The 14,320-nt window shown below is 68.4% G+C and carries 14 protein-coding genes; 10 read left to right on the top strand and 4 right to left on the bottom strand.

What is annotated here, in order from left to right; all coding sequences use genetic code 11:
• Positions 1-39: 39 nt before the first annotated feature.
• On the bottom strand, positions 40-606 hold the full coding sequence (locus BLW44_RS11600) for a TetR/AcrR family transcriptional regulator (protein WP_060928447.1): 567 nt from the start codon (positions 604-606) through the stop codon (positions 40-42).
• Between the two features lie 82 nt (positions 607-688).
• On the opposite strand from BLW44_RS11600, the gene BLW44_RS11595 reads away from it, so the two are divergent.
• Positions 689-1,603 (top strand): phosphodiesterase, encoded by a 915-nt coding sequence (locus BLW44_RS11595; RefSeq protein ID WP_074731770.1) that lies wholly within the window; start codon positions 689-691, stop codon positions 1,601-1,603.
• Between the two features lie 93 nt (positions 1,604-1,696).
• Positions 1,697-3,157: an aspartate ammonia-lyase gene (locus BLW44_RS11590; RefSeq protein WP_060928776.1), complete on the top strand. Its 1,461-nt coding sequence runs from the start codon at positions 1,697-1,699 to the stop codon at positions 3,155-3,157.
• Between the two features lie 70 nt (positions 3,158-3,227).
• Here the strand turns inward: BLW44_RS11590 and BLW44_RS11585 are convergent, their stop codons facing one another.
• Positions 3,228-4,094 carry a fumarylacetoacetate hydrolase family protein gene (locus BLW44_RS11585; protein WP_060928775.1) on the bottom strand — a complete coding sequence of 289 codons (867 nt, stop codon included), beginning with the start codon at positions 4,092-4,094 and terminating at the stop codon, positions 3,228-3,230.
• An 89-nt stretch (positions 4,095-4,183) separates the two neighbouring features.
• Here BLW44_RS11585 and BLW44_RS11580 point away from each other — a divergent pair, with 89 nt between their 5' ends.
• The 4 genes from BLW44_RS11580 to BLW44_RS11565 all read left to right on the top strand — a co-directional run bounded on the left by BLW44_RS11580 (position 4,184) and on the right by BLW44_RS11565 (position 7,721).
• The gene (locus BLW44_RS11580; RefSeq protein ID WP_254775127.1) at positions 4,184-5,656 is read left to right on the top strand and encodes a PrsW family intramembrane metalloprotease; all 1,473 of its coding nucleotides are present in this window, start codon (positions 4,184-4,186) and stop codon (positions 5,654-5,656) included.
• Between the two features lie 18 nt (positions 5,657-5,674).
• Positions 5,675-6,376 (top strand): alpha/beta hydrolase, encoded by a 702-nt coding sequence (locus BLW44_RS11575; protein WP_060925731.1) that lies wholly within the window; start codon positions 5,675-5,677, stop codon positions 6,374-6,376.
• Positions 6,377-6,618: 242 nt separating this feature from the next.
• Entirely contained in the window at positions 6,619-6,987 is a 369-nt protein-coding gene (locus tag BLW44_RS11570) for an FKBP-type peptidyl-prolyl cis-trans isomerase (protein ID WP_060925732.1), read from the top strand.
• A 179-nt stretch (positions 6,988-7,166) separates the two neighbouring features.
• A complete protein-coding gene (locus tag BLW44_RS11565; RefSeq protein WP_060925733.1) occupies positions 7,167-7,721 on the top strand; it encodes a YceI family protein in 555 nt (184 codons plus the stop codon).
• Positions 7,722-7,750: 29 nt separating this feature from the next.
• Here BLW44_RS11565 and BLW44_RS11560 read toward each other — a convergent pair whose 3' ends face one another.
• Entirely contained in the window at positions 7,751-9,043 is a 1,293-nt protein-coding gene (locus BLW44_RS11560) for an MFS transporter (RefSeq protein WP_060925734.1), read from the bottom strand.
• A 184-nt stretch (positions 9,044-9,227) separates the two neighbouring features.
• Between BLW44_RS11560 and rpsO the strand changes: the two genes are divergently transcribed.
• A complete protein-coding gene (gene rpsO / locus BLW44_RS11555) occupies positions 9,228-9,497 on the top strand; it encodes a 30S ribosomal protein S15 (protein WP_017203073.1) in 270 nt (89 codons plus the stop codon).
• Positions 9,498-9,618: 121 nt separating this feature from the next.
• Here rpsO and BLW44_RS11550 read toward each other — a convergent pair whose 3' ends face one another.
• The gene (locus tag BLW44_RS11550) at positions 9,619-10,623 is read right to left on the bottom strand and encodes an isopenicillin N synthase family dioxygenase (RefSeq protein ID WP_060925735.1); all 1,005 of its coding nucleotides are present in this window, start codon (positions 10,621-10,623) and stop codon (positions 9,619-9,621) included.
• A 147-nt stretch (positions 10,624-10,770) separates the two neighbouring features.
• Here BLW44_RS11550 and efeU point away from each other — a divergent pair, with 147 nt between their 5' ends.
• The 3 genes from efeU to efeB are packed head-to-tail and all read left to right on the top strand — an operon-like array spanning position 10,771 to position 14,291.
• On the top strand, positions 10,771-11,727 hold the full coding sequence (gene efeU, locus BLW44_RS11545) for an iron uptake transporter permease EfeU (protein WP_060925736.1): 957 nt from the start codon (positions 10,771-10,773) through the stop codon (positions 11,725-11,727).
• Entirely contained in the window at positions 11,724-12,956 is a 1,233-nt protein-coding gene (efeO, locus tag BLW44_RS11540) for an iron uptake system protein EfeO (RefSeq protein WP_060925737.1), read from the top strand. The genes efeU and efeO overlap by 4 nt, the downstream gene beginning before the upstream one ends.
• A gap of 45 nt (positions 12,957-13,001) precedes the next feature.
• On the top strand, positions 13,002-14,291 hold the full coding sequence (gene efeB, locus BLW44_RS11535; protein WP_060926017.1) for an iron uptake transporter deferrochelatase/peroxidase subunit: 1,290 nt from the start codon (positions 13,002-13,004) through the stop codon (positions 14,289-14,291).
• Positions 14,292-14,320 lie beyond the last annotated feature (29 nt).

Below are 14,320 nucleotides of genomic sequence, written 5' to 3'. Positions count from 1 at the left end.
GGGCTTCCGCTGCAGGCGGCCGGGACGGACGCACCGCGATCAGCGCAGCAGACCGCTGACGAGGTCGTCGACGATCTCGTCCGTCGACGTGTCCGGGTCGATGGGCGTCGTCAGCCGGTCCAGGAGCAGGCCGTCGATCGCATAGTGGAACAGCGCGATCTCCCTGCGTCCGCCAGGCAGGCCAGCGGCGACGTTGAACGCGACATCGCCGTCGAAACCGGCTCGCTGCCACGCGCCCAGGACCGCGGCGACCTCGGGGCGTCGGCTGCTCTCGAGACGCAGTTCGAAGAGCGCCAAGGTCACGTCGCGGTCTGCGGTGAGGCGACGGACGATGTCCCGCACGTAGTCGGCGAAGAGCTCCGTGCTCGGACGCTCCGTCGAGCGGCGGGCCAGGTCCTCGTCGCTGGGCGCGAGACGCTCTCCGATGCGCTCGACGAGGCCCTCCACCAGCGCGTCGCGGGTGCGGAAGTAGTTCGACGTCGTTCCCACCGGCACTCCGGCGACCTGGTCGATGGCGCGGTGGGTGAGGCCGCGCGACCCGTCGGCGGCGAGCACCCGGAGGCCCGCATCTGCGAGGAGCCGTCGTCTGATCTCGTTCTTCGCCATCCGAGCATCCTATCGCCGGTACTACAGCTGACGTGGTGCGCGCCGGCTGACCGGGTGTCGGGCCTCGGCCTAGGCTGAGAGCATGTCAGAGCAGTCCGGCGGGCAGTACGTGTTCGGTCGTTATCAGCCGCCGTCGCACGTCATCATCCACGTCAGCGATCCGCACTTCCTTGCGGGTGGTGCTCCGCTGGGCGGGCGATACGACGTGGAGGCGAACTTCGCTCGCACCCTCGATGCGATCCGTGCCGTGCACCCGCATCCTGCGGCGATCGTGATCACCGGCGACCTCGCCGATCTCGGGGAGCCGGATGCCTATCGCAGACTGCGCGCCGCTGTGGAGCCGGTGGCCGCCGAACTCGGGACCACGGTGGTGTGGGTCGCCGGAAACCATGACGAGCGGCCGGCTCTGCGTGCCGGGCTCCTCGACCTCGAACCGACCCAGGAACCGGTCACGGGCGTGTGGGACCTCGACGGGCTGCGACTGATCGCGCTCGACACCAGCGTGCCGGGGTGGCACCACGGCGATCTCGACGACGCCCAGCTGTCGTGGCTCGCCGAGGTCCTTCGCGAGCCTGCTCCGCACGGCACGCTGCTCGCGATGCATCATCCGCCGCTTCCCAGCCACCTGCCGCTCTTCGACATCCTCGAGCTGCGCCATCAGGACGAGCTCGCCGAGGTGATCAGAGGAACCGACGTCAGGGGCATCCTGGCCGGCCATCTGCACTACTCCTCGCACGGCATGTTCGCCGGGGTGCCGGTGAGCGTGTCGTCCGCCACCTGCTACACGATGAACGTCGCGCGACCGGCCGCCCAGGTGAACGGCATGGATGCCGCGCAGGCATTCGAGATCGTGCATGTGCGACCGGACACCATCACGCACACGGTGGTGCCGGTGATCGACGCGCCGACGGGGGAGTACTTCTCCGAGGCCTGGCTCGCCAGGATGGCCGCTCTGACGCCCGAGCAGAGGCTCGAGGCCTTCTCGCGCAAACGGTGACAGGGCGTCGTATCCCTGGCGGCGCATGTGCGCGGGCGTAGACTGGGAGCATCCCCCGCACTTCACACTCGCCACTACCCACAAGGATGTGACATGGCTTCTGCCGCGCCTGCCCTCACCCGTACCGAGACCGATTCGCTCGGGAGCATGGAGATTCCCGTCGACGCGTACTGGGGGATCCACACCGCCCGCGCCGACGCGAACTTCCCGATCACGAAGCGCCCGATCTCGGTGTATCCGGACCTGGTGGTCGCCCTCGCGATGGTCAAGCAGGCCAGCGCTCGCGCGAACCGCGAGATCGGGGTCCTCGACGCCGAGCGCGCCGACCTGATCGACCGTGCGGCGCAGCGGGTGATCGACGGCGAGTTCCACGACCAGTTCACGGTCGGCGTCATCCAGGGCGGGGCGGGGACCTCGACCAACATGAACGCGAACGAGGTCATCACCAACATCGCGCTCGAGATGGCGGGACGTGAGAAGGGCGACTACGGCTTCCTCTCTCCGATCGACCACACCAACCGCAGCCAGTCGACGAACGACGTCTACCCGACGGCCGTCAAGATCGGCCTGTCCCTCACCCTGCGCTCGCTGCTGGAGGAGCTCGACCTGCTCCGGGTGTCGTTCCTGAACAAGGCGCACGAGTTCCACGACGTGCTGAAGGTCGGTCGCACGCAGCTGCAGGATGCCGTGCCGATGACCCTGGGACAGGAGTTCCACGGCTTCGCGTCGACGCTGGGCTACGACCACACGCGCCTCACCGAGAACGCGTCGCTGATGTTCGAGATCAACATGGGCGCCACCGCGATCGGCACGGGCATCACCACGCACGCCGACTACGCGCCGGTCGTCCTGAAGCACCTGCGTGAGATCACCGCGCTCGACCTGGTCACGGCCGGCGACCTCGTCGAGGCGACCAGCGACACCGGCTCGTTCATGTCGTTCTCCTCCACGCTCAAGCGCAACGCGATGAAGCTCTCGAAGATCTGCAACGACCTGCGACTGCTGTCGTCCGGTCCGCAGGCCGGCTTCGGCGAGATCAACCTGCCGGCGATGCAGGCGGGCTCCAGCATCATGCCCGGCAAGGTCAACCCGGTCATCCCCGAGGTCGTCAACCAGGTGGCGTTCGCGGTCGCCGGTGCAGACATGACCGTGACGATGGCGGCTGAGGCGGGGCAGCTGCAGCTCAACGCCTTCGAGCCGGTCATCGCCCACTCGATCTTCCAGTCGATCACCTGGATGCGTCAGGCGATGTGGACCCTCCGAGTCAACTGCGTCGACGGGATCACGGCGAACCGCGACCGCCTGGGCGCGATGGTCGGGGCGTCGGTGGGCGTCATCACCGCACTGACCCCGTTCATCGGGTACGCCGCGGCCGCCGCCCTCGCCAAGACGGCGCTCCTGACGAACCGCAACGTCGCAGACCTGGTGGTCGAGGCCGGCCTCATGTCTCGTGACGAGGTCGTGAAGCAGCTGTCGCCGGCACGGCTGTCCGGCCTCGAGGCCATCACGGCCGCGATCCCGGTGATCGCGTCCGAGGACCTCATCGAGATCTGAGCGTGCACGCACGAGGGGCCCCGGCGGATCGCGCCCGGGCCCCTCGTCGTGTCAGCGGGTGCGGAGCGGATCAGTCCAGCACTCGGCAGTGGGTCGTGAGCTCGCCGATCCCGTCGATGCCGACCGTGACGGTCGAGCGATCGCGAAGGAAGATCTGCGGGTCGCGGGAGTAGCCGGCGCCGCCGGGACTTCCCGTGGAGATGAGCGTGCCGGGCAACAGCGTCAGCGACTGCGAGAGGTGCGCGATGAGCTTCGCGACCGACCGCACCATCTGATCCGTGCTGGCGTCCTGGACGGTCTGTCCGTCGACGACCGCCCAGATGTGCAGATCCTGGGGGTCGGCGATCTCATCCGCGGTGACGGCGAACGGTCCGGTGGGAGTGAAGCCGTCGAAGGACTTGCACCGCGACCACTGCGCCTCGGAGAACTGGACGTTGCGGGCGGTGATGTCGTTGACGACCGTGTACCCCCAGACGTGCGAGAGGGCGTCCGCCTCTGCGGTGTCCTTGGCCGGGGTGCCGATCAGGACGCCCAGCTCGGCCTCGTAGTCCACGGCTTCGCTGAGCGAGCGCGGCCACGAGGTGGTCTGCTCGTGGCCGGTGAGCGAGTTGGGCCACAGCGTGAAGACCGTCGGCGCGGCATCCGTCTTCAGTCCGAGCTCGCTCGAGTGCGCGGCGTAGTTGAGGCCGACGGCAAGCACGGCAGGGGGAGCGATCACGGCGGATGCGTAGTCCCAGCCGTCCAGCGGATGCCGCGGCACGTCGCCGTCGAGAGCCGAGCGCAGAGCGTCGAGGGTCTGCTCGCCGCCCTCGATCAGCTGCTGCAGGGTCGCAGGGGGGTCGGAGAGGAGATCGGAGACGAGGATGGCATCGGCACCCTCCACCACTGCGAGATGCACAGCGGGGGAGTCGGCACGACGCAGATGAGCGAACCGCATACTCCTACGGTATCCGGTGGTGTACCGGAATGCCTGGAGGAAGTCACCAGAGCCGAGGGAAGTTGATTGTTCCCCATATGCTGTGGGCTATGAGTTCCGGAGGACCGACCCAGCCATCGCCGTACACGCCGCCGCCCGCGCCGCAGCAGCAGCCGATGCCTCCGCAGTATGCGCAGCCGCAGCCGCCCCAGGGCCAGCCGCAGCCGCCCCAGGGCCAGCCGCAGCCGCCCCAGGGCCAGCCGCCGCAGCCGCCGCACCCGCAGTACGCGCCGCAGCCCGGGTATCCGCAGCAGCAGCCGACCCAACAACCGGGGTACCAGCAGCAGGCTCACGCACCGCAGCAGTACTCCGCTCAGCAGTACGCGCAGTCGAACTACACTCCCGCCGCGTTCGCCCAGCGCCCCGGTTACGCGTCCGTGCTGGCGCAGCCGACGCCGTACTCTCCGCCGGCACCGGCGGCACCCTCTCCGGCGCAGGGGCTGCCCGCGCTGCCGCCCGCCCGCCGCGGCGGGCGCATCGCCCTCTTCTCGCTGTTCGGTTTCCTCGGGCTGCTCATGCTCGCCCTCATCGCCTACTTCGGGCTCTTCCTCGGGCCGCTCGCCTCGATCATCGGCCTGGTGCTCGCCCTCGTGCCGCTCGCGATCGTGTTCTTCGTCGTGCGGATGATCGATCGGTGGGAACCAGAGCCCAAGTCCCTCGTGTTCTTCGCGGTCGCGTGGGGCGCGATCGCGGCCGTCGGGCTCACTCTGCTCGTCGACATCGGCCTCACCATGCTGTTCGGCCTCAGGGGAGAGGTGGCGGGCGCAGTCGTCCAGGCCCCGATCGTCGAGGAGCTCTGGAAGGGCGTCGGCGTCTTCCTGATCTTCCTGATCGCCCGTCGGTCCTTCGACGGTCCGGTCGACGGAGTCGTCTACGGAGCGCTGGTCGGAGCCGGCTTCGCGTTCACCGAGAATATCCAGTACTTCGCGGTCAGCCTGATCGAGGGCGGGGGAGGTCAGCTGACCGTCACGTTCATCCTGCGCGCCGTGATGTCGCCGTTCGCCCACGCGATGTTCACCTCTCTGACGGGGCTCGCGATCGGTCTGGCCGCGCGTCGTCACGCCTCCACCGGCTCGGCGCTCGGGTTCGGCGTCCTCGGGATGCTCGGCGCGATGGTCCTTCACGCGTTGTGGAACGGCTCATCCTTCGTGAACTTCTTCCTGCTCTACTTCGTGCTCCAGGTGCCGCTGTTCATCGGCTTCATCCTGGGCATCATCGCGCTTCGTCGTGAGGAGTCGCGTCTGACGAAGGCACGCCTCGGCGACTACGCGGCGGCGGGGTGGTTCACGCCGGAAGAGGTGACGATGCTCGCGACTCCCGCGGGACGCAAGACCGGGCTCGCGTGGGCGGCGCAGCTGCGCGGCGACCGGCGTCCGCTGATGCGCGAGTTCATCAAGGACGCGACGATGCTCGCCTCCGTCCGCCAACGCGCCATCACCGGTCGCGACCCGATGGCCCCGGCGGACGAGCAGGCTCTGCTCGCGAGGACGAGGGCCGCCAGGGCAGGGCTCCTGGCCTACTGAACCGATCGGCTCGCCGCGATGACCACCTTCGTCCTGATCCACGGTGCGGGTGACACCGCGTGGTCATGGCACCTGGTCGCGGCGGCGCTCGCGGCCCGCGGTCATGACGTGGTCGCCCCTGACCTCCCGGGCGATGATGACACGCTCACGCTCGATGACTATGCGGATGCCGCGGCAGCCGCCGTCGGGGACCAGCGAGGCGGCATCGTGGTCGGGCACTCCTTCGGAGGGTTCACCGCGCCGCTCGTCGCCGAGCGGATCGCAGCCGACGGACTGGTGCTGCTCGCGGCCATGATCCCGAGTCCTGGTGAGACCCCGGGCCAGTGGTGGGATCGCACGGGATTCGCTGCGGCGGTCGTGTCCCAGGCCGCGCGAGATGGAGGCCTCACGGGCAACCCCGACCCGTTCGTGGGCTTTTATCACGACGTGCCGCGCGCGCTCGCGGAGGAGTCGCTGGGTCGGGAGAGAGCACACCCATCCCAGGCGGCGATGTCAGCGCCGTGGCCGCTCGAATCGTGGCCCGACGTGGCGACGACGATGATCGTCTGCACGGAGGACCGCTTCTTCCCCGCCGAGTTCCTTCGTGGACTCGCCCTCGAGAGACTCGGCATCGTCGCGGATGAGATCGTCGCCGGTCACTGCGTCGCGCTCAGTCGTCCGGACGAGCTCGCCGGGATGCTGATCGGCTTCGCCGAGGAGCTGCATCCGACGATCCGCTGACTGCGAGAGCGTCGAGATGCTGGCGGTGACGAGACTCCGACGTGACAAGACTCAGCGCCCGGTGCTGCGGCGATGCCTGCATGTCTACCGGGCGCTGAGTTGATCTGTAAACAGGGTGCACCCGCTGTCGGCGGGTGTCAAGGGTTTCGATGCGAGGTCGTCCTGGCGGGGGAGTGCGCTGTTCGCTCTGAGCAGGCGCGATCGCGTTGACCGCGTCGGTGCCCTCGGGTTGGATGGGAGTTATGACTGATCGCACAAAGCCTGAGTTCGACGCCCCGACCGGCCCCGCTCCCGCGGAGCTCGTGATCCGCGACATCATCGAAGGAGACGGCACCGAGGCCAAGCCCGGTGACACCGTGACCGTGCACTACGCCGGTGTCGAGTTCGAGTCCGGCGAGGAGTTCGACTCCTCCTGGGGTCGTGGCGAGACCATCCAGTTCCCGCTCCGCGGCCTGATTCAGGGCTGGCAGGACGGCATCCCCGGCATGAAGGTCGGCGGTCGTCGTGAACTCGTCATCCCGCCCCACCTCGCCTACGGCCCCGTCGGCAGCGGGCACTTCCTGTCCGGCAAGACCCTCATCTTCATCATCGATCTGGTCGCCGTCGGCTGATCCGTCCCACTCGGAAGGCGCCGTACCGCTCCGGTACGGCGCTTTCTGCATGCGAGGGAGAGAGAATCCGCATTCACGGGAATACATGCGTGTGCATGTAAGTTGATGTAGGGGACGCCGCGGACGCGGCCCCTCATCCGTTTGCCGCACGAGCGGCCGATCTCTCCAGAGGAGAAACCATGACCAGCATCGACATCCCCGGCTACCGCGCAGGCACCTGGGTGCTCGACCCGTCGCACAGCGAGGTCACCTTCAGCGTGCGTCACATGATGATCTCCAAGGTGCGCGGCACCTTCGGCGTCAAGAGCGCGACTCTCATCGCTCCCGAGAACCCGCTCGACGCTCGCGTCGAGGCCAGCGTCGACGTCACCTCGATCGACACCAAGGACGAGGGTCGCGACACCCACCTGCGTTCGGGCGACTTCTTCGACACCGAGAACTTCCCGACGATGGAGTTCGTCTCCACCGGCGCACGTGCCGAGAACGGCGAGCTCTTCGTCGACGGCGACCTCACCATCCGCGGCATCACGAAGCCGGTCAGCTTCGAGCTCGACTTCGGCGGCTTCGGTTCCGACCCGTGGGGCAACTACAAGGCGGGCGCGTCGGCGAAGACGGTCATCAACCGCGAGGACTTCGGTCTGACCTGGAACGCCGCGCTCGAGACGGGCGGCGTGCTGGTCGGCAAGGACGTCACGATCAGCCTCGACCTGCAGGGTGCTCTGCAGCAGGACTGATCTCACTCATCCAGAGAACCCCGGGCTCCTCAGGGCTCGGGGTTCTCTGCGTCGTAGCCGCGGAATCGCGGGCTGCGTCGTGCGAGCAGCGCGACCAGGGTGATCACGAGCAGGCCGCCCAGCAGGGGAGGGAACCACAGCGTCGTGAGCGTCGCCAGCGTGCCGGCATAGAGGGCGCCGATGCGCGGCCCGCCCGCGACGACGATGATGAAGACGCCCTGAAGGCGCCCGCGCATGGCGTCGGGTACGGCAGCCTGCATCATCGTGTTGCGATAGATCGAGCTGACGTTGTCCGATGCGCCGGAGATCGCCAGTGCGACGCATGCCGCGACGATCAGGCCGATCTCGGGGCCCTGCTCGGTGGCTGAGCCGGACATCGCGCCGATGAGCAGGACGATGCCGAACAGCAGGATCGACGCCCCGTAGGCCTCGACCGCGCGCTCGATGCCGCGTCCGTGCCAGCGATACTGCACGACCCGGCCCGAGAACAGACTCGACGCGAAGGTGCCGGCAGCCACGGCGGCCGTCAGGATGCCGGTGGTCACCGCACCTCCGCCGAGGATCACCGTTCCGACGGCCGGGAAGAGCACGAGCGGCTGTCCGAAGGTCATCGCGATGATGTCGATGACGTACTGCATCCGGATGTTGCCCGCTCGCCGCAGGAACCGCCAGCCGTCGACCAGTGACGCGAGGCCGGGTCGTACGATCTCGCCCTCCGGGCGCAGCGCAGGAAGGCTCCATAGGCCGAGGAACATCGACAGCATGAGCACCACGTCGAGCGTGTAGGTCCAGCCGTATCCGGTGAGCGCGACGAGGATGCCCGCCACCGCGGGTCCGGCCATCACCGTGAGCCCGAATGCGACGCCGTTCAGCGCCGAAGCGGCAGCGAGCTTCTCGCGGGGGATGAGGCGGGGGATGATCGCCGTGCGCGTGGCCATGCCGACCGAGTTCGCCGCCGAGTTGATGATGCTGAGCGCATACAGCCACCAGATCGTCTCCGATCCGGTCCATGTGAGTGCGGCGAGCAGCGCCGTCGATGCGAACGTCACGCTCGCCGCGATGAGCGCCACCTTCCGCCGGTCGAATGCGTCGGCGAGCATCCCGCCGTAGAGACCGGCGAGGATCATCGGAACGAGTCCAGCGACGGCGATCATCGACACCGCGAAGGTGCTGCCGGTGAGTTCGAAGACGTGCAGCATCACGGTGACGATCGTGAGCTGGCCGCCGATGCCTGCGAGCACCGAGCCGATCCACATGCGGGCGAATGCCGGGCTGGCCCTGAGGGGGCTGAGATCGATCAGGTGGCTGCGCGCAGAGCTCACGCCGGGTGCCTGTCATGCATGATCCGAGCGTATCCGAGACGCGAGCGGCGGCCGCGCACGCGGTCATCCGAGCGGGTGGATGCCTGGTAGACTCGTCAGGTTGCCGTTTGATCGGCCGCGGATAAAGAGAGCCCACGCATCAGGCGTCGGGCGCCGCGCAACAAGCAGAGAGGGGATCGAATCTATGGCACTGGAAGCAGACGTCAAGAAGGCGATCATCGAAGAGTACGCGACGCACCCCGGTGACACCGGATCCCCCGAGGTGCAGGCCGCGATGCTGACGCAGCGCATCAAGGACCTCACGGAGCACCTGAAGGAGCACAAGCACGACCACCACTCGCGTCGTGGCCTGTTCCTGCTCGTGGGTCAGCGCCGTCGTCTGCTCGGCTACCTCCAGAGCGTCGACATCGAGCGTTACCGCTCGCTGATCGCACGCCTGGGCCTTCGCCGATAACGCGGAGCGAGCCAGCGTACAATCGCGCAGAACATTCTTGAGAAGGCCGTCCCAGGTGTGGGGCGGCCTTCGTCATGTCCGGGGCGGGGGCGGACGTGTGCGCATCCAGCCCCCGCCCGGGTCAGGCCTTCGCGCCGACGAGATCAGGATGATGGATCGCTGCCACGTCGGGGTGGGCGCGCAGCCGCGACTTCATGGCGTTCTCGCCGTAGGTGGCATGGATCGGGTTGGTCGGGTCCTCAGTGATACCGGTGGCCTCGGCGGCCAGATCGGCAGGCAGCTCGAGCAGCGGCAGCTGCTGGTCGAGGGCGGGGTTGAAGAAGAACGGGATCGAGATGCGCTCCTCGGGTGCCCGTGGCGAGATCACGCGGTGATTCGTGGCCTTGAGGTAGCCGCCGGTCGCGTACTCCAGCAGTTCTCCGATGTTCACGACGAATGCGCCGGGAACGGGCGGGGCCGACACCCATTCACCGTTCCGCTCCACCTGCAGTCCGCCCTTGCCGGGCTCCACCCAGAGGAGCGTCAGCACGCCCGAATCCTTGTGCGCCCCCACTCCCTGCTGGGGCTCCGGCTCGTGAGTGCCCGGGTAGCGGACGATCTTGATCAGGGTCGACGGCTCGCGGAAGGGCTCGTCGAAGTACGACTCGTCCGCTCCGAGCGTCAGCGCCCAGGCGCGCAGCAGCTTGCGGGCGATCTCGGTGAGGGCGTCGTGCCACTCCGACACGACCTCCTTGAGCTCGGGCTGAGCCGCAGGCCAGAGGTTCGGGCCGGTGAGGCGGTTGAAGGCAGGGCCGCCCTCGACGGGTTCGCGCTCGGGGCCGATGTCGATCTGCTCCCGCCAGTCGACCTTGCCCTGGGTGCGCTCGCCTCCCACGCGGGTGTACCCGCGGAAGTGCGGGCTGTTGACGTTCTCGATCGCGAGCTTGTCGGCCTCGGGCAGCGCGAAGAAGTCCAGCGCCGCACGATGCAGGCGGGCTTCGAGTTCGGGGGAGACGCCGGTTCCGGTCAGGTAGAAGAACCCCACGTCGTGGGTCGCGGCCCTGAGGTCGTCGCGGAACCGCGACGCGGCCTCGGGGCCGGCATCCAGCTGGGACAGGTCGAGGATGGGAAGCGAGAGATCAGCCATTCACCGAGCGTAGATCGGCGACGCACGGGGTGGACGCAGTGTTGCGCTGGATTACCTAACGGGGGCGTGCACGGGAGGTCCCGGATCTGGTGCTAATCTCTCTGAGGTAAGGGATGCCTTACCTCAGTCTTACAGAGAGTTCGCTCCGTGCTTCCCACTTTCCTGATCGGTCTTCGCGAAGGCCTCGAAGCGGCGCTCGTCGTCGGCATCCTCGTCGCCTACCTGCGGCGGATCGGCCGAGGCGACGCACTTCCCCGGCTCTGGGCGGGGGTCGGCCTCGCCGTCGCGCTCTCGCTCGGTATCGGTGCGGTCCTGACGTTCGGCGCGTACGCGTTGACTTTCGAGGCGCAGGAGCTGATCGGCGGACTCCTCTCCGTGCTCGCGGTCGGAATGGTCACCTGGATGATCTTCTGGATGCAGAAGGCAGGGCGCACCATGAAGGCCACCCTCGAGGGCGGCGTCGACAGGGCGCTCACGCACGGCGGCATCTGGGCGCTGATCGCCGTCGGCTTCGTCTCCGTCGCCAGAGAGGGCATCGAGACGACGCTCTTCCTCTGGTCGATGGTCCAGTCGCTCGGCGACACCCCGTCGGCGCTGCTCGGTGCCGTCCTCGGCATCCTGGCCGCCGTGACGATCGGCTGGCTGCTCGCGCGCGGTGCCGTGCGTCTGGACCTCCGTCGATTCTTCACCTGGACCAGCGGGTTCCTCGTCATCGTCGCCGCGGGTGTGCTCGCCTACGCGATCATGGATCTGCAGGAGGCCGGTGCCCTGCCCGGACCGTTCACGTCGGCTGCGCCTCTCGACCCGGCCACGGGCGCCGTCGCACTGGGCTGGGGCGCGTTCCCGTTCGGCTGGGCGTTCGACGTGTCGAACGTCGTCGCTCCTAGCGGCGCCTGGGCAGCGATCCTCCAGGCGACGATCGGGTTCATGCCGCGCATGACGTGGCTCCAGGTCGCGGCATGGGCGCTGTACCTGCTCGTCGTAGGCATCTTCTTCGTCCGAGGCCTCCGCCCCCGTAAGGTCGCCGGCGCGCGCGCGTCCGCGCCCGGACCGGTGGTCCAGGACCCATCGGTCCCCACTCTCACCCAGCAAGGAGCAGTATGACCACCTCTCTCCGTATCCTCGGTGCCGTCGCCGCCGCCGGCGCCGCAGCTCTCGTCCTCAGCGGCTGCGTCGCCAAGAGCGACGTCGCGGCAGGCGCCAGCTTCGATGTCTCCTCGACCGACTCCGCGTGCACGGTCTCCTCGGCCACGGCCGAGAGCGGCACCCTCACGTTCGACGTGTCGAACGAGAGCGGACAGACCTCCGAGTTCTACCTGCTCGCCGAGGATGGACTGCGCATCGTCGGCGAGGTCGAGAACATCGCACCCTCCGCCTCGCGGACGCTCACGGTCGTCGCCCAGCCGGGCAGCTACTTCACGCTCTGCAAGCCCGGCATGGTCGGCGAGGGCGTCGGCAAGTCCGAGTTCACCGTCACCGGCGAGCGAGTCGCGGTGGAGGGTGAGGACGCCGAGCAGAAGCAGCAGGCGGTCGACCTCTACGCGGCGTTCGTGAAGGATCAGGTCGGACAGCTCGTGCCCTCGGTCGACGAGCTGGTGGCCGCTTACGAGTCCGGGGACGACGAGACGGCCCGCGCACTGTTCCCGCAGACCCGCGCGTTCTACGAGCGCATCGAGCCGGTCGCGGAAGCGCTCGGGACGCTGGACCCCCGCATCGACTACCGCGAGGTCGACGCCGTGGCGGAGGGCCTCGACTGGACGGGCTTCCATCGCATCGAGAAGGACCTCTGGGTCCCCGCGAAGGATGCGCTCAACGCCGACGGCGAGACTCCGGCGTGGCAGGACTGGGCTCCGTCCACCCCCGAGGAGCGCGCCGACTACGGTGACCAGCTGCTCGCCGATGTGCAGGAGCTCTACGACTACGTGCACTCGGACGACTTCACGACCGCACTCGAGGATCAGGGGATCGGCGGCATCTCGAACGGCGCCATCGCGCTGCTGGACGAGGTCGCGACGGGCAAGATCTCGGGCGAGGAGGACTGGTGGTCGGGTACCGATCTCTACGACTTCGCCGCGAACGTCGAGGGGTCCAAGATGGCCTTCTCGCTGGTGCAGGACTTCGCCGCAGCCCAGGGCGACGACGGAGAGGCACTGGTCGCGGAGATCGAAGACGGATACGCCGCTCTCGAGGAGTCGCTGGCAGCGCACGGATCCCTCGCAGACGGGTTCGTCGGCTACGGCGAGCTGACCGATGCCGACAAGCGCGAGTTCACCGACCTCATCAATGCCCTCGCCGAGCCGCTCTCACAGCTCACCGGCACGGTCCTGGACTGACACGAAGGTACGATCTCGCAGGTGGATGAACTCTCGAAGGATGCCGTGACCGCCGATTCCCCTGAGGAGTCGGCGGCCGCGGCCTCCCCGCCGACAGGCCTCAGCAGGCGCGGTCTGCTCGGGCTCGCGCTCGGAGGCGGAGTCGCGTCGCTCGCCGTCGGCGTGGGCGCAGGACTCACCGGAGGTGTCGCGCTCGGCAGGGCGAGAGCGGAGGCGGATGCCGAGAACGCGTACGAGTTCTTCGGCGCGCACCAGGCGGGCATCACGACGCCCGTGCAGGAGCATCTGCACTTCGCAGCGTTCGACATGATGCCGCGCACCGATCGCGACGACCTGATCACGCTGCTCCAGGACTGGACCTACGCCGCCTCGCGCATGACGCAGGGGCTCGAGGTGAGCGCGACGGGGGCGGTGGGCGGCGACGCCGAGGTGCCGCCTGACGACACCGGTGAGGCGCTGGGGCTCCCGGCATCCGGTCTCACGATCACGTTCGGTCTCGGGCCGAGCCTCTTCCAGAACGAGGACGGCGACAGGTACGGCATCGCGAGCCGTCGCCCCGAGTCGTTGGAGCGCCTGCCGGCGTTCCTCGGTGACGATCTCGACCCGCAGACCTCCCACGGCGACCTCTGCATCCAGGCGTGCGCCGATGATCCGCAGGTCGCGGTGCACGCCATCCGCAACCTGAGCCGCATCGCCTTCGGGCGTGCGCGGCTGCGATGGTCGCAGCTCGGTTTCGGCAAGACGTCGCGCACGACGTCCGATCAGGCCACTCCGCGCAACCTCTTCGGATTCAAGGACGGCACGGCGAACATCCTCGCCGACGACACCGCAGCACTCGACGAGAGCGTCTGGGTGGCGGCCTCCGACGAGCCGTCCTGGATGGCGGGCGGCTCTTACCTCGTCGCGCGCAAGATCGCGATGCTCATCGAGACCTGGGATCGCGTGCGACTCTCGGAACAGGACACCATCATCGGGAGGGACAAGGGCGTCGGCGCGCCGCTGTCCGGCGGTGACGAGTTCGCCGCGCCGGATTTCGGCGGGTCGGCGATCGACGCGAACGCGCATGTGCGGTTGGCGCATCCGAGCCAGAACGACGGCATCCGCATCCTCCGCCGCGGCTTCAACTACGTCAACGGCAACAACGACCTCGGCCGGCTGGACGCCGGGCTCTTCTTCCTCTCGTATCAGCGGGATCCTCAGCAGTTCATCGCGCTGCAGAGGCGGCTTTCCACCGACCGGATGAACGAGTACATCCGGCACGTAGGCTCGGGGATCTGGGCGATTCCGGCAGGCGCGAAGCCGGGGTCGTACGTGGGAGCCGGCCTGTTCGACTGACCGTCGCCGCGATGACCGCTGCGACCGCC

The organism is Microbacterium hydrocarbonoxydans (assembly GCF_900105205.1).
In the GTDB taxonomy this organism is placed as follows: domain Bacteria; phylum Actinomycetota; class Actinomycetes; order Actinomycetales; family Microbacteriaceae; genus Microbacterium; species Microbacterium hydrocarbonoxydans.
This window is presented reverse-complemented; position numbering and strand designations above follow the sequence as displayed.